The sequence below is a fragment of the Rhodovarius lipocyclicus genome (assembly GCF_009900765.1).
Classification (GTDB): Bacteria; Pseudomonadota; Alphaproteobacteria; order Acetobacterales; family Acetobacteraceae; genus Rhodovarius; species Rhodovarius lipocyclicus.
This window is the reverse complement of sequence record NZ_JAAABL010000007.1, coordinates 115,937-134,261: the sequence shown is the minus strand read 5'-3', so window position 1 is coordinate 134,261 and position 18,325 is coordinate 115,937. Positions and strand designations below refer to the sequence as shown.

Genomic DNA, 18,325 nt, shown 5'->3' with positions numbered 1-18,325 from the left:
AGACGGCCATGTTGGCGCTGGCGCCGGAATGGGCCTGGACGTTGGCGAACTGGGCGCCGAACAGCTCCTTCGCGCGCTCGATGGCCAGGGCCTCGGCCACGTCCACATATTCGCAGCCGCCATAGTAGCGGCGGCCGGGATAGCCCTCGGCGTACTTGTTGGTCAGCACCGAGCCCTGGGCCTCCAGCACGGCGCGGGAGACGATGTTCTCGGAGGCGATCAGCTCGATGCCGTCCTGCTGGCGCAGCAGCTCATGGCCGATCGCGGCGGCGATGGCGGGGTCGGCGCTGGCCAGGTCGGCGGAAAAGAAGCCCGGCGGCACCGGGCTGTGGGTCATCAGGTTCATGGTCGGTTTCCTCAACATTCCGCCACGTGCACGGCCAGGCCGCCACGCGAGGTTTCCTTGTATTCGCTGCGCATATCGAGCCCGGTCTGGCGCATCGTCGCGATCGCCTCATCCAGGCTGACGTGGTGGGCGCCATCCCCGGCCAGCGCCAGGGACGCCGCGTTGATCGCCTTCACCGCGCCCATCGCGTTGCGCTCGATGCAGGGGATCTGCACCAGCCCGCCGATGGGGTCGCAGGTCATGCCCAGATGGTGTTCCAGCGCGATCTCGGCGGCGTTCTCGATCTGCTCCGGCGTGCCGCCCATCAGGGCCGCGAGCCCCGCGGCGGCCATGGCGGCGGCCGAGCCCACCTCCCCCTGGCAGCCCACCTCGGCGCCGGAGACGGAGGCATTGGCCTTGATCAGCCCGCCGATGGCCGCGGCCGTCAGCAGGAAATCCTCGGTGGCGGAGGGTTCCTCGCGGTGCAGATGCTCCCGCGCCCAGCGCAGCACGGCGGGCACCACCCCGGCCGCGCCATTGGTGGGGGCGGTGACGACACGCCCGCCCGCCGCGTTCTCCTCATTCACCGCCATGGCCCACAGGCTGGCGCGGTCCATCGCCTCGGTGGGGCCGGGGGTGTTGCGGCTGGCCAGCCGGGCCGCGAGGCCGGGCGCGCGGCGGCGCACCTTCAGCCCGCCCGGCAGCTCCCCCTCATTCACCAGGCCGCGTTCGATGCAGTCCCGCATGGTGGCGGCCACCTGGTGCAGATGGGCGCGCACGGCGTCCGCGCCGTGATGGGCGCTGTCATGGGCGAATTGCAGCGCCGCGATGCTCTGCCCCGTGGCCGCGCAGCGTTCCAGCAGCGCCACGCCGGAGGCGAAGGGGCAGGACAGCGCGGCCAGGGATTTCTCGCCCGCGCGGCGCACGCTGCCGCCGCCCACGGAGAACCACAGCTCATCGCGCAGCAGCGTGGCCTCCGCCCCGAAGGCGCGCAGCCGCAGCGCGTTGGGGTGGCCAGGAACCTTGCTCTCGCGGTCGAAGCGGATATCGCGCCCGGGGTCGAAGGCGATGCTGCCCCAGGATAACACCAGCCGCCCGCTGTCCCGCAGCAGGGCGGGCAGGGCGCGCAGCGCCTCGGGCTCGGCGGTTTCCGGCGCCCAGCCCAGCAACCCGCCCATGATGGCGGGCGCCGTGCCGTGCCCGTGGCCGGTCCAGGCCAGGGAGCCATACAGCGTCACCTCCAGCCGGTGCGGCCGGGCGTTGGCCGGCAGGCCCTGCATGAAGGCCGCCGCGGCGCGCATCGGCCCCACCGTGTGCGAGGAGGAAGGGCCGAGCCCAATGCGGAAGATGTCGAAGACGCCGCTCACAGGTCCAGCAACGCTTCGCGCAGATGCGCGTGCAGATGCGGCGCGAAGGAGCGCCAGACCTCGATATGCCAGGCGGGTTCCGGCCCGGGGCGCCACAGCACCATCTCCACCTTGCCGAACAGCGTGCGGGTGCAGGTGCCGGGGCCGAAGGCGGCGTCGGACAGGTCCAGCGGGCAGCCCTCGGCCAGCACTTCCTCGGCCCCCGGGCCCGAGAGGCCGTAGGCGAGCTGCCGGCCGGAGACCTCCACCAGGCTGAAGGGGGTGGCCGCGAAGGCGTCCTCCATCGCGGGCGGCAGGGTTTCCGCCGCGCCGTCCTCGGCCAGGATCAGCCATTCGTCGGGGCCGAGCCACAGCGCCGCCCGGCCCGCGCCGGCCGAGGCCGTGAGCGCCGCCAAGGGCAGGTCCAGCCCCAGCGCCTGGCTGGCCCGGGGCGCGTCGGCCGGGGCGCAGCGCAGCGCGAAGCGCGCCATGCCCGGCAGGGCGCGCAGCGTGATGCCCGCGTGGCGGATCACCGAATTCTCATGCATTGACCCGTTCTCCCGCCTTGTCGAGGAAGACGGGGTCCGTCACCTCCATCGCAATCGGTGCGCCGCCCATGACCGTGGCATAGACGGTCTGGCCCATCCGCTCCCGCCCGCCCGCCAGCAGGCCGAGCGCGATCGGCCGGTCCAGCGCGGGGCTCCAATAGGCGGAGGTCACATGCCCCTCCGCCATGCGCGCGCCCGGGCTGGCCAGGATCTGCGCGCCTTCCTGCGGCACTGTGCCGCGCGGCAGCAGCCCCACCAGCTGCGGGCGGTCCCGCCGCCGCATCTCCGGCCGCGCCAGGGAACGTTTGCCGACGAAATCCCGCTTCGCCTTGCCCACTGCCCAGCTCAGCCCCGCATCGTCGGGCGTGACGGTGCCGTCGGTTTCCTGGCTCACGATGATGTAGCCCTTCTCGGCGCGCAGCACGTGCATCGCCTCGGTGCCATAGGGGGTCAGGCCATGCGGCGCGCCGGCCCGCATCAGGGCCCGCCACAGGGCGGGGGCCTGGTCCGGGGCGACATTCACCTCGAAGCCCAGCTCCCCCGTGAAGCTGACGCGGAACAGCCGCGCCGGGATGCCCATGACGCGGCAGGCCGCCACGCTCATGTGCGGGAAGCTGGCTGCGGAGATGTCGAGCCCCTCCACGAAGGGTTCCAGGATCGTCCGCGCCTTCGGCCCCTGCAGGGCGATCACCGCCCATTGCTCGGTGGTGGAGGTGAGCCAGACCCGCAATTCGGGGAATTCCGTTTGCAGGTAGTCCTCCATCATGTGCAGCACGCGGGCCGCGCCGCCGGTGGTGGTGGTGACATGGAAGCGGTCCGCCGCCATGCGCCCCACCACGCCGTCATCCGTCACGAACCCGTCCTCCCGCAGCATGATGCCGTAGCGGCAGCGGCCGGGGGCCAGCTTCTTCCACGGGTTCACGTACAGCCGTTCCAGGAATTCGGCGGCATCCGGGCCCACCACCTCGATCTTGCCCAGGGTGGAGGCATCGAAGATCCCCGCCGCCTGGCGCACCGCGCGGCATTCGCGCAGCACGGCGGCGTGCAGGTCCTCTCCGGCGCGGGGGAAGGCGCGGGCGCGGCGCCATTGCGCCACGGGCTCGAACAGCGCCCCCTCGGCCTCGGCCCAGCCATGCAGGGGGGCGCGGCGGATGGGTTCGAACAGGTCGCCGCGATGCCGCCCGGCCAGCCCGCCGAAGCCCGTGGGCGTCACCGGATGGCGATAGCGCGTGAGGCCGACGGCTGGGATCTCCTGCCCCAGCGTGGCGGCGGCGATGGCCAGCCCCACCATGTTGCTGGTCTTGCCCTGGTCGGTCGCCATGCCGTTGGTGGTGTAGCGCTTCACATGCTCGATGGAGCGGAAGCCCTCCCGCACCGCCAGCGCGATGTCCTTGGCCTGCACGTCGTTCTGGAAATCGACGAAGGCCATCGGTGCCTTCGCGGCACCGGCCACCGCCTGGGCGGTGGGCATGCCGGAGGGCTCGCGCCCCGGCTGCGCGCCAGGGGCGGCGCCATGGCCGCCGCCGGCCGCATGGCCTTCCGCCAGGCAGGCGCCCAGGCCGTAGCTGCCCTGGCAGGCGCCGGCGCAGAGCACGGCCTCTGGCGCCGTATCCGGCAGATAGGCATCGCGCGCCGCATCCCAGCGCAGCGCCCCCCGCGCCTGGGAGAACAGGTGCACTGAGGGCGTCCAGCCGCCGGCCATCAGCAGCAGGTCGCAGCCGATGCGCTCGCCCCCGGTGCTGATGAGGCCCGTCACGCGGCGCCCGCCCAGGCTGCGCGCCACGCCCTGGCCCGCCAGCACGCGGATGCCCCGGCCTGTGGCCTCGGCCAGCAGATCGGCCGGGGGGGCGGCGCGCGGGTCCAGGATGGCGGCGATCTCCATCCCCGCCGCCTGCAAGGCGAAGGCCGCCTCATACCCGCTGTCATGGGCCGCGAGCACGGCGGCACGGTGCCCCGCCAGCACGCCATAACGCAGGGCATAGACCCGCGCGGCATCGGCCAGCATCACCCCCGGCCGGTCATTGCCGGAAAAGGGCAGGGGGCGCTCGATGGCGCCGGTGGCCAGCACCACCCGCGCGGCGCGGACCATCCACAGCCGCTCGCGCGGGCCCTCCGCGCGTTCCGGCAGCTCCGCCAGGCTCACCATGTTCTGCAAGCCATAGGAAAAGGCGGTGGTGCGCGGCAGCAGGCGCACCTTCAGGGCGCGCAGCTCCGCCAGAGCCACCTCCAGCCACTCCCAGCCCGGCAGCCCCGCGATGCGTGTGCCGGGCTGGCTCAGCAGGCTGCCGCCCATCTCCATCTGCTCGTCGCAGAGGATAACGCGCGCGCCACCCCGCGCCGCCGCCAGCGCGGCCGCGAGGCCCGCCGGCCCCGCGCCCACCACCAGCACGTCGCAATGGGCATAGCGCTGGGCGTAGCGGTCGGGGTCGGCCTCGGCCGGCGCGCGGCCGAGGCCCGCCATGCGGCGGATCAGCGGCTCGTACAGCTTCTCCCACGCGCGGCCGGGGCCCATGAAGGTCTTGTAGTAGAAGCCGGCGGGCAGCAGGGCGGCGGCGGCGCCGGTCAGCGCCCCGGCATCCCAGGCCAGGCTGGGCCAGCGGTTCTGGCTGCGGGCCAGCAGCCCGTCGCGCAGCGGCACCATGGTGGCGCGGCTGTTGGGCTCCCGCCGGCCGGGGCCGGCGTCCAGCTCGACCAGGGCGTTGGGTTCCTCCGGTCCGGCCGAGAGGATGCCGCGCGGCCGGTGATACTTGAAGGAGCGCCCGGTCAGGTGCACCCCATGGGCCAGCAGGGCGGAGGCCAGCGTATCCCCCGGATGGCCGTCATAGGTGCGGCCATCGAAGGTGAAGCGCAGGGTCCGGGCGCGGTCGGGGCGGCCGCCCTGGTGCGTGCGGAAGGGTGCGCTCATGCCGGGTCCCCCTGCTGGGTGCCATCTGGGCGGGCGGCGCCGGTGGGATAGGTGGCCAGGAAGCGGTCCGTCAGCGTGTCCCGCACCGCGTTGAAGAAGCGGCCGCAGCCATGGATGTGGCGCCAGCGTTCGGCATGCGGGCCGCGCGGGTTCCGGCGCTGATGCAGATAGGCGGCCCATTCCGCGTCGCTCAGCGCGGCGGGTTCGGGCGGGCGGGCCAGGTGGGCCTCCCCGCCATGGCGGAATTCCACCTCGGGGCGGTCACCGCAATGCGGGCAACGGATCAGCAGCATCAGTGCGCCACCGCGGCGGCCGCGGCCTCATCGATCATGCGCCCGGTTTCGAAGCGGGCGAGGTTGAAGGGGGCCGCGATCGGGTGGGGTTCGCCCTTGGCGATCGTGGCGGCGAAGACATGGCCGGAGCCGGGCGTGGCCTTGAACCCGCCCGTGCCCCAGCCGCAATTCACGAACAGCCCCGGCACCGGCGTCAGCCCGATGATGGGGGAGCGGTCGGGCGTGACATCCACGATGCCGCCCCAGGCGCGCAGCATGCGCATGCGCCGGAACATCGGGAACATCTCGGTGATGGCATCCAGCGTGTGGGTCAGGATCTGGATGCTGCCGGCCTGGCTGTAGGAGGTGTACTGGTCGGTGCCTGCGCCGATCACCAGCTCTCCCTTGTCGGACTGGCTGATATAGGCATGGACGGTGTTGGACATGACGACGCAGGGAAACACCGGCTTCACCGGCTCGCTGACCAGCGCCTGGAGGGGGTAGCTCTCCAGCGGCATGCGCAGCCCGGCCATGGCCATCACCAGGCTGGTGCTGCCCGCGGCCACCACGCCGACGCGCGCGGTGCGCACCAGCCCCTTGGTGGTTTCCAGCGCCGATACCGCGCCGCCCGGCCCCTCGCGCCGGATGCCCGTCACCTCGCAATTCTGGATGATGTCCACGCCCAGCGCGCTGGCGGCGCGGGCATAGCCCCAGGCCACTGCGTCATGCCGGGCGGTGCCGCCGCGCCGCTGCAGCGCGCCGCCCAGCACCGGATAGCGCGCGTGCGGGGAGATATCGAGCGGCGGGCAGAAGGCCTTGCACTGCTCGGGCGTCAGCCATTCATTGTCCACCCCGGCCAGCCGGTTGGCGTGGATGTGGCGCTGGAAGGACTGGATGTCGTGCACGCTGTGGGCGGACATCAGCACGCCGCGCGGGCTGAACATGACGTTGTAGTTCAACTCCCGCGACAGCCCCTCCCACAGCTTCAGCGCGTGGTCGTAGAGCGCGGCGCTTTCGGGAAACAGGTAGTTGGAGCGGATGATGGTGGTGTTGCGGCCGGTGTTGCCGCCGCCGATCCAGCCCTTTTCCAGCACCGCGATGCGGCGCATCCCGTGTTCCCTGGCGAGGTAGTAGGCGGTGGCCAGGCCATGCCCGCCGCCGCCCACGATCACCGCGTCATAGGCGGCGGCGGGGCTTGGCGGGCTGCGCCATTGCGGCTGCCAGCCGGAATGGCCCCTGAGGGCCTCCCGGGCCAGGCTGAGGAGGGAGAAACGGCGCATGCTCATGCCGCGCAGTGTGGCGGCGGGGGCGAGGCGCGGGATTGAACCTGTGCGACATCGATTGCGCCTGGGGCGCCATCCGGTCAGGGGAAGTGGCGGCGGTCCGTCAACGGGGGCGCGCCGGGGGCGGGGGAGGGCAGCTCCTCCGCCACCTCATCCAGCCGGAGGGCGGAGCCGGCGCCGCCATGGGGCCACCAGTCCAGCAGCATGCGCTTCAGCTCCGCCGCCCCCAGCCGCCGCGCCCGGCTGGGAGAGGTGCCGAAGGCCTGGTGGAAGCAGCGGTCCAGGTGCGGGGTGTCGGAAAAGCCGCATTGGCCCGCGATCTCGGTGATGCGGGCCTCGGAATGCGCCAGCAGCCAGATGGCGTGGGACAGCCGCAGGTCCCGCGCGAAGACCTGCAGGCTGACCTGGAAATCCCGCCGGAACAGCCGTTCCAGCTGGCGGCGGGAAATCGCCAGCCGCCCGGCCAGCGCGTCGCCGTCCAGCGGGTCCGAGACATGCTGTTCCATCAGCAGCACGGCGCGGCGCACCCGCAGGTCGTTGGCGCGCACCGCGATGGGCGGGTGCGGCTGGGGGGTGGCGCTTTCGCGCTGGGTGCCCGCGACCAGGATATGCAGGCTTTTCTGCGCGGCGGCGGGGCCCAGCTGCTCCCGCACCAGGGTCGCGGCCAGGTCGATGGTGGCGGTGCCGCCGGCGCAGGTGGTGACGCGCCCGGACCGCACCCACAAACGGTCCGATACCGGCGTCACCTCCGGGTAGCGGTCCACCAGGTCCTGGTGATGATACCAGGAGACGCAACAGGTGCCGCCCGGGCCGATCAGCCCGGCCTCGACCAGCGCGAAGCTGCCGGTGCACACGCCGATGACGCTGCGCCGCGCCTTGCGGGCGGCCTGCATGAAGGCGAGGCAGGCGGCATCCAGCATCGGCCGCCCCGGCGGGGGCAGCAGCCCGCCCACCACCACGATGTGGTCGTAGCGGGCGGGGTCGTCCAGCTTCTCCCATGGGGTGACCATCACGCCGCAGCTGGCGCGCACCGGTTGCAGGCTGGGGGCGATGATGGTCCAGCGGCATTTGCGCGGGCGGGAACGGTCGCCCTCGTCGCCCGCCAGGCGCAGCATGTCGATGAAGCCCGCGAAGGGGGTGAAGGTAAAGTTCGGCAGCAGCAGGAAGGCCACCAGCAGCGGGGGCTGTTCGGGCCCGGCGGGCGGTGGCGGAACGGGCGGCTGCACGGGGGTTCCTCGCGGGAATGGAAGCCTATTGGGCGGGAGAAGCCCGGCGGCGGCAAGGGCCTTCCGCCGGGCCCGGCCGCGGGTTTGATGAATGCGTCAAACTCTTGCACAAGACCGGCGCGCTGGGCATCAAGTTATTGAAATCATGATCATACGCCTGATCGGCGCCAGCAATCCGGCGTTGGCTTGCCCCCCGCGCTGCCCCTAGCCTTCCGGCCCCGAGGCCAGGAGACCACCATGCCCAGACCCGCCCGCCGCCTGCCGGACCCGCGCGCCATGATCGTGGCCCCCCAGCCCGAGGCCGTGGAGGCCGGCGCCGCCATGCTGCGCGCCGGCGGCAGCGCCGTGGACGCGCTGCTGGCCTGCGCCTTCACCCAGGGCGTGGTGGACCCGATGATGTGCGGCATCGGCGGCTTGGGCGTGATCCAGGTGTTCGACCCGCGCACCGGCCGCACCAGCGTGATCGACGGCCTGTCCACCTGCCCCGCCGCCTGCGCGCCCGCGATGTGGCAGGCCGATTTCCAGCGCGAATGCTCCGATGGCTATGGCTATATCCTGGGCAGCCGCGCCAATGAGATCGGGCACCGCGCCGTCACCACCCCCGGCATCTTGCGCCTGTTCGCCGAGGCCCATGCCGAATGGGGCCGCGGCCCCTGGTCGTCGCTGATGGCCCCCGCCATCGCCTTCGCCGAGGAAGGCTGGATCGTGCGCCCGCATGTCTCGGCCATGTGGACCATGGATGAATCGGGCTATGGCCGGCTGAGCTACGCCGACAAGCTGCGCTTCACGCCCGAGGGGCGGGCGCTGTACACGCGCCCCGACGGCACCCCGAAGAAGCCCGGCGAGACGGTGCGCAACCCGGCCCTGGCCGCCAGCCTGGGCCTGGTGGCGCGGGATGGGGCGGAGGCGCTTTACACCGGCAGCCTGGCCGACAGCATCCTGGCGGATATGCGCGCGCATGACGGGCTGCTCTCGGCGGCGGACCTCGCGGGGTTCCGGCCGCGCCGGGTGGAGCCCCTGCTGGTCTCCTATCGCGGCTACACCATCAGCCTGCCGCCGCCGCCCGCGGGCGGCATCGTGGTGGCGGAGATGCTGCGCATCCTGGAGCATTTCGACCTGGTGGCGATGGGCCACAACTCGGCCGAATACATCCGCGTGCTGGCGGAGGCGATGAAGATCGCGGGGCGGGACCGGGACGAGCATATCGGCGACCCGGCCTTCATGCCGCCTCCGCTGGAGCGCCTGCTGTCCGACGATTACGCCGCCGCCTGCGCCGCGCGCATCCGGGCCGGGGAGAAAGCCTCCCTGACCCGGCTGGGCGGGGATTCCAAGCACACCACCACCATCTCCTGCGTGGATGGGGATGGGCTGGTGGCGTCGATGACGCACACGCTGGGCGTGCCCTCGGGCGTGATCCCGCCGGGCACCGGCTTCATGCTGAATGGGGCGATGAACTGGTACGATCCGCGCCCGGGGCGCGCGGGCTCCATCGCGCCGGGCAAGAAGCGGTTTTCCTCCATGACGCCGGCCATCGTGTTCCAGGACGGGCGGCCGGTGATGACGCTGGGCGCGCCGGGCGGGGCCTGGATCGGCATCGCGGTGCTGCAGGCGCTGCTGAACGTGCTGGACTGGGGCATGACGATGCAGGAGGCCGTGATGGCCCCGCGCTTCAGCGCCACCAGCGACAGCATCGACATCTCCAACCGCATTCCCCGCGCGGTGGAGAAGCAGGTGGCCGCGATGGGGTATGGGGTGCGGCGGAACTACCACTCCTTCCCCTTCGCGGCGGTGCACGGCATCACCCTGTTCGACGGCCGCATCGAGGGGGGCGCGGACCCGCAGCGCGATGGCTATGCCGAGGGAGTCGCCTGACGGGGGCCTATCGCCCCGCCTCCAGCAGCCGCTGGAAATCGGCGTCCAGCGCGGCCAGCGCGCCGTCGATGCGCGCCCGGCCTTCCCGCACCCAGCCTTCCTGGGCCGCCAGCTCCCGCTCGGCGGCGGCCAGCATGCGCGTCATCTCCGCCGGTTGCGGGCCGCCCGCGGTGGCCCGGGCGCGCACGATCGCCACGGGGTCCAGCGCCGCGCGGAACTCCGCCTCGCTCAGCGGCAGCACGCCGTTCTCCTGCTGCATCTCGTGGCGCAGCGTCTCGGTGTAGATGCGCTGGGCCTCGGCATAGGGGAAGTCGCTGGGGCGGATGTCGTGGTCGCGGGCGTAGGTCACGATCTCCGACGCGAAATGGTGGCCGACGCGGAAGGGCAGGCGGTGTTCGCGCATCAGCACGTCCGCCACCTCCTGGCTGGCGGTCCAGTCCAGGTTCAGCTCCTCCAGCGCGCGTTCGGGGTTGATGACCAGGGCGTTCAGCACGCGGTCGAACGCCTCCAGCATGCGCACCGCGCCGCCGATCACGGCCATGTTGTCGCGCGTGCCCTTGGTGTCGCTCATGCCCGGGGTGATGTTGTGCTGCATGATCAGCCGCCCCACCCCCAGCGCGATCACGCGGGAGGCCTGGGCGCGGGTGTCGTTCAGCAGGCCCGGGTTGCGCTTCTGCGGCATGGCGCTGGAGACATAGGTGTTGCCGTTGCCCTCCCGCAGCAGGATCCAGGGGCGGGGCTGGGCGTATTGCGTCATCACATCCTCGATGAAGCCGCCCACATGCACCGCCATGCTGTTGACCACGGCGCCGATCTCCACCGGCATCTCGGCGGCCAGGATCTGGGCGGCGTCATAGGCATTGTCCACCGTGGCGGGGAAGCCGAGGTAATGGGCCATGCGCTCCCGGTTCAGCGGCCAGCTGGTGCCATTCAGCACGGTGGTGCCCATGGGCGAGCGGTCCAGCCGCGCGAAGGCCTGGTGCAGGCGCTCCGCATCGCGCGCGAAGCCCGCGACATGGCCCAGCAGGTAATGGCCATAGCTGTTGGGCTGGGCCGCCACGCCGTTGGTATAGTTCGGCACGATGGTGCCCGCATGCTGCCCGGCCAGCCGCACCAGCGTGCCGTTTACCCGCCGCAGCGCGCTGGCCAGGCCCAGCAACTCGTCGCGCATCATCGCGGCGCGGACGGTGGCCAGCATGTCCTGGCTGGAACGCCCGGCATGCAGCAGGGTCGCCTCCACCCCCGCGGCCTGGATCAGCAGCGGCTCGAAGGTGATGACCAGGTTGGGGCGGGCGGCGCCGGGTTGGGCCGCGGCCCGCAGCACCGATTGCAGGCCGGCGGCGATGCGCGGCGCGATCGCGCGGTCCAGCAGCCCTTCCTCGGTGTTGATCACGGCGCTGGCCTTGTTGATCTCTCCCAGCCAGAAGAAGTCGTCGCGGACAGGCGCGGTCTGGGACAGACCGGGCAGGGTGATGGCGGACATGAGCAGCGCTCCCAGGCAGGGCCAGAATTTCGGCATGGCTTCCTCCGACGGTCGTTTCTGGGGGAGGTGCCGCTGGCCGGCCTTCCCGCCCGGCAGGCTATCGCGCCCGCCGCCGCGGGGTAAGCGGGTGCGTCAGTCGGCGATGGTGATCCCCAGCTCCCGCACCAGCGGGCGCCAGCGTGCGTCCTCGGCCTGCAGGAAGGCCGCGCTCTCGGCCATGCCGAGGCCCACCACCTCCGCGCCCTGCTGCGTCAGGCGCTCCCGGAAGGCGGGGGCGCGGGCGGCGGCGGTCGCGGCCTGGGCGATGCTGGCCAGCACGGGGGCGGGGGTGGCCGCCGGGGCCATCAGCATGGACCAGATGGAGGCCGAGAGCGCCGGGAAACCCTGCTCGGCCGCCGTGGGCACATCGGGCAGGGCGGCGGAACGGTGCGGGTCCATCACGGCCAGGGCGCGCAGCCGGCCGGCCTGCACATTGGGCAGCACCTCCAGCGTCGGGCCGGGATAGAAGCGCAGCAGCCCGGCCATCACATCCGTCATGCCCTGGGCCGGGGTGCGGTAGGAGACCTGGACGATCTCCAGCCCCTCCTGCTTGGCCAGCAGGGCCGCCATCAGATGCAGCGGCGAGCCGGGGCCGGGCGAGCCGTAGGTGGCGCCGGGATTGGCCTTCGCCCAGGCGATGAACTCCCGCAGGGTGGTGGCGGGGACGGAGGGGTTCACCGTCATCACCAGCGGGTAGTAGGCGACCAGCGAGACCGGCTTCAGGTCGCGCGCCGGGTCATAGCCCGCGTTCGGCATGAACATGGGCGTGATGTAGGAGGGCGGCGGGGCGAGCAGCAGCGTGTAGCCATCGGGGGCCGCGCGCGCCACCTGCGCCGCGCCCAGCGTGCCGCTGGCGCCCGGGCGGTTGTCCACCACCACGGGGTGGCCCCAGGCCTCCTGCAAGGCGGCGCCCAGGGCGCGGGCCATGATGTCCGAGGCGCTGCCGGGGCCCAGCGGCACCACGATGGTGACGGGGCGGGCGGGGAAGCCCTGGGCGGCGGCGGGGCTGGCCAACAGGGGGGCGGCCAACAGGGCGAGGCTCTGGCGGCGGGACGGCTGCATTTCCGGCATCTCCGAAGGGCTGCGGTTCGTGGGCGGTTCAGGGGCGGTCCAACCCCGCGTCGCGGAGGATGTCTGGTCGGACTGTCATACAAGAAGACAATCTGGACAGCGCCCCCCGCCCCTGTCAACAAAACCAGGGCCGCATTCCAGGCAGCGGTGGCACCCGCGCCCCAACCGTGCTTATCGGGCAGGCGGGCATGCCACTTTGCCTGGCAGATTCGCTCACGCGGCCCCGGTCAGGGCCGCCATCGGGGATGATATCGGATGAACAAGCTCGACCTCCGTGTCTCAGAGGGGCCGAACCTGGTGCGGGACGAGGCGCTGCGCCGCCTGCGCGCGGCCATTGTCGAGGGCGTCTATGGCCCCGGCGACCGGCTGATCGAGCGCGAGCTGTGCGAGCGCATGGCCATCAGCCGCACCTCCGTGCGCGAAGTGCTGCGCCAGCTGGAATCCGAACAGCTGATCCGCGTGGAACCCCGCCGCGGCCCGGTCGTCACCGCCATTACCCCCACCGAGGCGAAGGACATCTACGAATTCCGCCGCATGCTGGAACCCACCGCCGTGCGGCTGTTCATGGAGCGCGCCCCCCGCGCCGAGATCCGCCAGCTGCGCACCCAGATCGACGCCTTCCGCGCGGCCGTCACGGCAGGCCGGCTGAGCGCCATGGTCGAAACCATGGCCGAATTCTACGAAACCCTGTTCCGCGGCAGCGGCAACGGCGAAATCCGCGCGGTCGGCGCCCGGCTGCAGGCCCGCATCGGCGCCCTGCGCCGCGCTTCAATGTCCCGCCCCGGACGGGCGCCGAAAAGCCTGGTGGAAATGGAAGCCCTGTGCGCGGCGATCGAAGTCGGGGATGTGGAAAAAGCCGTGGAAGCGGCGGCACGGCATGTGGATGAAGCCAGGGCGGCTGTGCTGGATGAGGGGTGAGGCAGGCTGGGGAAGGCGCCGCCTTCCCCAGACCCCATCCGCTGGGGAGATAAGATCTCCCCAGGCCCCTGCGAGGAGTTTGGGGACAGCGACCATTTTATATAATTGATATTATTATATAAATTTATCAGAGAAATCTTCGCAGGTTTCGAGCCGTCCCCAAACTCTCGGAAAGTAATGGGGGAGCTTGAGGGGGAAAGCCATTTCCCCCTCAACGGGAGTTTGAGGGCGGAGCCCTCAATGCGCGCCCCCCGAAAAATCCATCGGCAGCCTGCACTGCGCCACGCGCACGGTGCGGATCGCCGCCGGCGTATTCCGGCTGCGCCCCACGAAGCGCGGCACGGCGTCGGTGAACACCGCCGCCACGGCGGGCACGTCGCCGTTGCTGAGGGCGGAGAGTGCGTCCTCGCACGCTCCGCCCGCGCAGGCGTCGATCAGCACCACGTCGGCGTCGCGGCCCACGGCCAGGAAGCCGCTGTTGAGGCGGTAGGTGCGGGCGTTGTTGCCGGTGGCGGCCGCGATGGCGCGCGCAGGGTCCATGCCGCCCAGGCTGGCCAGGTGGCTGATGGTGTAGAGCATGCCCAGCGGCATGATGCCGCTGCCGGTGGGGGTGTCGGTCGCGATCAGCAGGCGCTCGGGCTGGCCGGCTTCTTCCAGCAGTTTCATGGTCTTGAGCGCGGTGCGCAGGTTGCCGGCGGTGCAGATCTGCATCGCCACGTCGCTTTCGTTCACCAGCCGCGCGAAGCCGGGCTCGGGCATCGCGACGGGGCCGCCGTTGACGTGGAAGGAGACATGGGCGTTGGCCGCCAGCACATGCTCCGCCCAGATGCCGGAGGAGCCGGGGATGGAGGAGCCGCCCGTGTGCATGGTGGTGACCATGCCGTGCTTGCGGGCCCATGCCATGGGCTCGGCATAGCCGAAGGGGGTGTCGAAGGCGCCGAAGCCGGCCTTGGCCAGCCACAGCCCGGCGGCCGCGAGCTCGGCGATATCGGCCTCGGTCAGGCCGGGTTCCAGGATGATGGAGCCCGCATGCACCCGCATGCCGCCGGGGCGGTAGTTCAGGAAGCAGGCGCGCGCGGCCAGGGCCAGGGCCTTCACCCCGGCGGGGTCCTTCGGGCGGCCGGGCACATGCACCTCGGAGGCGGTGATGGCGCTGGTGACGCCGCCATGCAGGTAGCTTTCCAGGAAGCCCACGGTGCGCTGGCGGGGGGTGTAGTCGCCGAAGGTGATGTGGACGTGGCTGTCGATCAGCCCGGGCATGGCCAGCGTGCCGGCGGCGTCCACCACCACGTCGGCACCCTCGATCTGGGCGGCGGTCAGGCTGCCCAGGGCGGTGATCAGCCCATCCTCCAGCAGGATGGCGTCGCCGGGGGCGGTGGGGGCGGCGATGTCCCCGGTCAGGATGCCGCCCAGGTTGACGATGGCCGTGCGCATCTCAGCGCAGCCCGTCCTTGCCGCCGATCTCGCTGGCCTTCAGCCCGCCGACGCGCGCCCCGATGCGGCCGCGATTGGCCAGCACGACGATCAGGGCGACCTCATCGGGGGCCGGGCTGTCGGGGGGCAGGGTCACGCTGACGCCATCGTAGTGGGAGCGGACATAGAGCGCGTCCTTGTGCGCCAGCGGCACGTCGATCAGCGCGCCGGGGGCGGCGAGCTTGGTGAAGGACGGGATCCAGGCTTGGGCGCCGCCGACGGCCACCCGCAGGGGCTCGGCGAAGGTGGTGGTCAGCATGGCGTTGGCGTGTTCCTGCTCACCCGCCAGGCCCACCACGCCGCCCTTGCCGTAGGATTCGACGGGCAGGCCGCCCATGGCCTCCACGGCCAGCTTCGCCAGCACTTCGCCCACCACGGCGCTGGCGGCGATGATGGGGGACAGGTCCTCGACGAACTTCCCGGCATAGGGGTTGGCCACGATGGCGATGGCCGCGACCTTGCGCAGCGGGGCCTCGCCCGGGCCGGCCAGCCGGTTTTCCACGGTGGTCATCCAGCGGCGGATCTCGATCTGCATGGGGCTTCCTTCGTTCGGTGGAGTTGCGCGCCTGAGGTCTCTTTGTATTATCATCAGACAAAAAGCCGGGCAACTCGGACGCCCACCCACGCAGCGCGAGAGGTCCCCATGCAGGGCACAGGCATTCTGTTTTCGGAAATGACGCCGCCCTCGGGGCGCGAGGACGCGTTCCACGCCTGGTACGATGAGGAGCACATCCCGCTGCGCATGGCGGTGCCGGGCTTCCTCAGCGGCCAGCGCTATGCCGCGACCGAGGGCGAGCCCCAGGGCTTCCTGGCGGTGTATGAGATGACGGACCTCTCGGCCCTGCGCTCCGCGGCCTATGGCGTGGTGAAGAACCAGCCGAGCGAACGCACGCGGGACATGCTGAGGAACGTCTCGGGCTTCACCCGCTATCTGGCGCGGGAGATGTCGGTGCAGCGCAAGCCCGAGCAGGGCGGGGCGGCGCTGGATGCGGCGTTGCTCTACGCCGTGTTCTTCCAGGTGCCGGAGGACCGGCTGGCCGAATTCGACGCCTGGTATGAGCAGGACCACGTGCCCCTGCTGATGGAAAGCCCGGACTGGCTGATGGTCCGCCGCTTCGCCATCACGGATGGGGAGCCGGTGCCCTTCAACCGCCTGGCACTGCATTACCTGGGCAGCATGGACGCCATGTCCTCCCCGGCGCGGGAGAAGGCGCGGGCCACCCCCTGGCGCGCGAAGCTGGCCGCCGAGCCCTGGTTCAAGGGCAGCTACAAGGTGTTCGCCCGCCACGGCGCGCGGCAGACCGGGCTGGTGGCGTAGCTAGAGCGGTTTCCGTTCGCAGCGGCTCACGGCAACCGCTCCAGGTATATGTTTTCACGATCATCTTTATCCGATCAGACGATTTCATCTGATCGGATGATGATCTAGCCCTTTAGCGCGGCCTGCACGGCCGCGTTGTTGCCCGCCAGCCGGCCGAGGATGGCGCGCATCCGCTCCAGATCCTCGGCGCCGATGCCTTCGAACAGGCTGTCGTTCACCGAGCGGATATAAGGCGCCAGCTCCTCCACCAGCGCCCGCCCGGCGCCGGAGAGGGTGACGAGCACGGAACGCCCATCGGCGGCGTTCGGGCGTTTCTCCAGCAGGCCGCGCCGGGCCATGCGGCCGACCTCCGTCGTCACATGCGTGTCGGCCATGTGCACGTGATGGGCCAGGGCGCGGATGGTCACGCCCGCCTCGCCCTGGCTGTAGGCCACGCCGAACAGCACCGCGAACTGGGAACCGGTGAGCCCCGCGCGTTTGCCGAAGGCCTCCCGGCAATCCAGCAGCTGCCCCAGCACCAGCACCAGCAAATAGAGCGTGTCGCGGAACCGCATGTCCCGCCCCTCCAGCAGCAGCGCGGGGTGGGAGACCGTCAGCGGCGGCACATAGGCCTTCTGTTGCTTCGCCATACCCATCCACCCCGTGATTCGCCGGGCGCAGCATAAAAGGCTTTGACAGCCGCGCCGATACCTACATATCGTAGCTAAATCGGCCGGGCGTTCCGGCACCACCGGAGAACCAGGCCATGACCGTGCTGACCGAAGCCCCGCCCGCCACCACCACCGGGGGGCCGCGCCCGCTGCGCACGGGGGCGGAGTTCCTGGCCTCGCTGGATGATGGGCGGGTGGTGATGGTGGACGGGCAGCGCGTGGCCAATGTCGCCACCCACCCGGCCTTCGCCGGTGCCGCCCAATCCGCCGCCCGCCTGTTCGACATCGCCGCGGACCCCGCGATGCGCGAGCGCATGACCTATCCCTGCCCCGAGACCGGCCGCCCCATCCTGCGCGCCTATCAGATCCCGCGCAGCCATGCCGATCTGCGCGCCAAGCGCCTGGCCAGCGAGACCTGGTCCGAGGTCAGCTATGGCCTGATCGGCCGCACGCCCGACCATGTGGCGGGCTTTTTCTGCGGTTACGCGGCGGTGCCGGAGGTGTTCGCGGCCGGCGGCGAGCGCTTCGCCGGCAATGTGGTGCGCTTCTACGAATATCTGCGCGACAACCACCAATGGGTCACCTACGCGATCGTGCCGCCGCAGATCGACCGCTCCAAGCCCGCCCACCGGCAGAGCGACCCCACCCTGCACGCCGGCGTGGTGCGGGAGGTGGAGGGCGGCATCATCGTCTCCGGCGCGCAGCAGCTGGCCACGGCGGGGGTGTTCTCCGACTGGCTGTACCTGTCCTGCATCCACCCGCTGCAACCGGGCGACGAGAACTACGCGATCGGCGTGGCGATGCGGATGAACGCGCCGGGCCTGCGCCTGTATCCGCGCCGCCCCTTCGCGTTGCAGGTGGACAATGCCTTCGACAACCCCCTGACCAGCCGCTTCGACGAGAGCGACTGCTTCGTGGTGCTGGACGAGGTGTTCATCCCCTGGGAACACGTCTTCATCCACCGCAACCTGGAGGTCTGCCGCGACCAGTGGTGGAAGACCCCCGCCCATGCCTATGGCAATCTCCAGGCCCAGGCGCGCTACGTGACCAAGCTGCGCTTCATGATGGGCCTGGCCAAGCGCATGAACGAGGCGACGGGCAATGATGCCGTGCCCCCCGTGCAGGTGCAGATGGGCGAGCTCGCCGCCCTGGCCCAGACGGTGGAGACGATGCTGGAGGCCCAGGAAACCCGCGCCACCATCGACGCGAACGGGGTGGTCTGGCCCTGCCGCGCCTCGCTGTATGCCGTGATGGCCCTGCAATCGGAGATGAACCCGCGCATGATCGACATCATGCGCGAGATGACGGGGGCGGCGATGATCTCCCTGCCATCCTCGGTGAAGGATCTGGATAGCCCGGAGACGGCGGCGGATATGGAGCGCTACATGCGCTCCGGCGTCAGCGGCGCGCGGGATCGCATCGCGCTGATGCGGCTGGCCTGGGATTTCATCGGTAGCGATTTCGGCAACCGGCACCAGCAATACGAGAAGTTCTATGGCGGGGCGTCGCATCTGGTGAAGCAGAACATGTACCGGAACTACGACTTCCGGCGCGCGACGGGGCTGGTGGACAGCGCGCTGGCGCTGGGCTGACCGC

Annotated in this window: 15 protein-coding genes and 1 pseudogene; 4 read left to right on the top strand and 12 right to left on the bottom strand. The window is 71.3% G+C overall.

What is annotated here, in order from left to right:
- The 7 genes and pseudogenes from glyA to GT007_RS09065 all read right to left on the bottom strand — a co-directional run.
- Positions 1 to 337, bottom strand: a pseudogene (gene glyA / locus GT007_RS09095) (serine hydroxymethyltransferase); the annotation flags it as partial.
- A 20-nt stretch (positions 338 to 357) separates the two neighbouring features.
- Positions 358 to 1,692 carry an L-serine ammonia-lyase gene (locus GT007_RS09090; protein WP_160121282.1) on the bottom strand — a complete coding sequence of 445 codons (1,335 nt, stop codon included), beginning with the start codon at positions 1,690 to 1,692 and terminating at the stop codon, positions 358 to 360.
- Positions 1,689 to 2,219 carry a sarcosine oxidase subunit gamma gene (locus GT007_RS09085; protein ID WP_160121281.1) on the bottom strand — a complete coding sequence of 177 codons (531 nt, stop codon included), beginning with the start codon at positions 2,217 to 2,219 and terminating at the stop codon, positions 1,689 to 1,691. Before GT007_RS09085 ends, GT007_RS09090 begins: the two co-directional genes overlap by 4 nt.
- Positions 2,212 to 5,124 (bottom strand): sarcosine oxidase subunit alpha family protein, encoded by a 2,913-nt coding sequence (locus GT007_RS09080; protein WP_160121280.1) that lies wholly within the window; start codon positions 5,122 to 5,124, stop codon positions 2,212 to 2,214. The genes GT007_RS09085 and GT007_RS09080 overlap by 8 nt, the downstream gene beginning before the upstream one ends.
- Positions 5,121 to 5,417 carry a sarcosine oxidase subunit delta gene (locus GT007_RS09075; RefSeq protein WP_160121279.1) on the bottom strand — a complete coding sequence of 99 codons (297 nt, stop codon included), beginning with the start codon at positions 5,415 to 5,417 and terminating at the stop codon, positions 5,121 to 5,123. The genes GT007_RS09080 and GT007_RS09075 overlap by 4 nt, the downstream gene beginning before the upstream one ends.
- Positions 5,417 to 6,676, bottom strand: a complete 1,260-nt coding sequence (locus tag GT007_RS09070) for a sarcosine oxidase subunit beta family protein (RefSeq protein WP_160121291.1) — start codon at positions 6,674 to 6,676, stop codon at positions 5,417 to 5,419. The genes GT007_RS09075 and GT007_RS09070 overlap by 1 nt, the downstream gene beginning before the upstream one ends.
- Before the next feature lie 83 nt (positions 6,677 to 6,759).
- Positions 6,760 to 7,905 (bottom strand): GlxA family transcriptional regulator, encoded by a 1,146-nt coding sequence (locus GT007_RS09065; protein WP_160121278.1) that lies wholly within the window; start codon positions 7,903 to 7,905, stop codon positions 6,760 to 6,762.
- A gap of 237 nt (positions 7,906 to 8,142) precedes the next feature.
- On the opposite strand from GT007_RS09065, the gene GT007_RS09060 reads away from it, so the two are divergent.
- Positions 8,143 to 9,777, top strand: coding sequence for a gamma-glutamyltransferase family protein (locus tag GT007_RS09060; RefSeq protein ID WP_201451844.1), 1,635 nt, complete (start codon positions 8,143 to 8,145; stop codon positions 9,775 to 9,777).
- Positions 9,778 to 9,784: 7 nt separating this feature from the next.
- Here GT007_RS09060 and GT007_RS09055 read toward each other — a convergent pair whose 3' ends face one another.
- Positions 9,785 to 11,260, bottom strand: a complete 1,476-nt coding sequence (locus GT007_RS09055; protein WP_236571572.1) for an argininosuccinate lyase — start codon at positions 11,258 to 11,260, stop codon at positions 9,785 to 9,787.
- A 132-nt stretch (positions 11,261 to 11,392) separates the two neighbouring features.
- Positions 11,393 to 12,361: a Bug family tripartite tricarboxylate transporter substrate binding protein gene (locus tag GT007_RS09050; protein ID WP_160121276.1), complete on the bottom strand. Its 969-nt coding sequence runs from the start codon at positions 12,359 to 12,361 to the stop codon at positions 11,393 to 11,395.
- Between the two features lie 264 nt (positions 12,362 to 12,625).
- On the opposite strand from GT007_RS09050, the gene GT007_RS09045 reads away from it, so the two are divergent.
- Positions 12,626 to 13,288 carry a GntR family transcriptional regulator gene (locus GT007_RS09045; protein WP_160121275.1) on the top strand — a complete coding sequence of 221 codons (663 nt, stop codon included), beginning with the start codon at positions 12,626 to 12,628 and terminating at the stop codon, positions 13,286 to 13,288.
- Between the two features lie 237 nt (positions 13,289 to 13,525).
- Here GT007_RS09045 and GT007_RS09040 read toward each other — a convergent pair whose 3' ends face one another.
- Together GT007_RS09040 and GT007_RS09035 are read right to left on the bottom strand one after the other, a co-directional pair.
- Complete coding sequence (locus GT007_RS09040) at positions 13,526 to 14,722, bottom strand: amidohydrolase family protein (RefSeq protein ID WP_160121274.1); 1,197 nt, start codon at positions 14,720 to 14,722, stop codon at positions 13,526 to 13,528.
- Position 14,723: 1 nt separating this feature from the next.
- Positions 14,724 to 15,296, bottom strand: a complete 573-nt coding sequence (locus tag GT007_RS09035; protein ID WP_160121273.1) for an amino acid synthesis family protein — start codon at positions 15,294 to 15,296, stop codon at positions 14,724 to 14,726.
- Positions 15,297 to 15,434: 138 nt separating this feature from the next.
- Here GT007_RS09035 and GT007_RS09030 point away from each other — a divergent pair, with 138 nt between their 5' ends.
- Positions 15,435 to 16,079, top strand: coding sequence for a DUF4286 family protein (locus tag GT007_RS09030; protein WP_160121272.1), 645 nt, complete (start codon positions 15,435 to 15,437; stop codon positions 16,077 to 16,079).
- Between the two features lie 104 nt (positions 16,080 to 16,183).
- Here GT007_RS09030 and GT007_RS09025 read toward each other — a convergent pair whose 3' ends face one another.
- A complete protein-coding gene (locus tag GT007_RS09025; RefSeq protein ID WP_160121271.1) occupies positions 16,184 to 16,708 on the bottom strand; it encodes a MarR family winged helix-turn-helix transcriptional regulator in 525 nt (174 codons plus the stop codon).
- A 116-nt stretch (positions 16,709 to 16,824) separates the two neighbouring features.
- Between GT007_RS09025 and GT007_RS09020 the strand changes: the two genes are divergently transcribed.
- On the top strand, positions 16,825 to 18,321 hold the full coding sequence (locus GT007_RS09020; RefSeq protein WP_160121270.1) for a 4-hydroxyphenylacetate 3-hydroxylase family protein: 1,497 nt from the start codon (positions 16,825 to 16,827) through the stop codon (positions 18,319 to 18,321).
- Positions 18,322 to 18,325 lie beyond the last annotated feature (4 nt).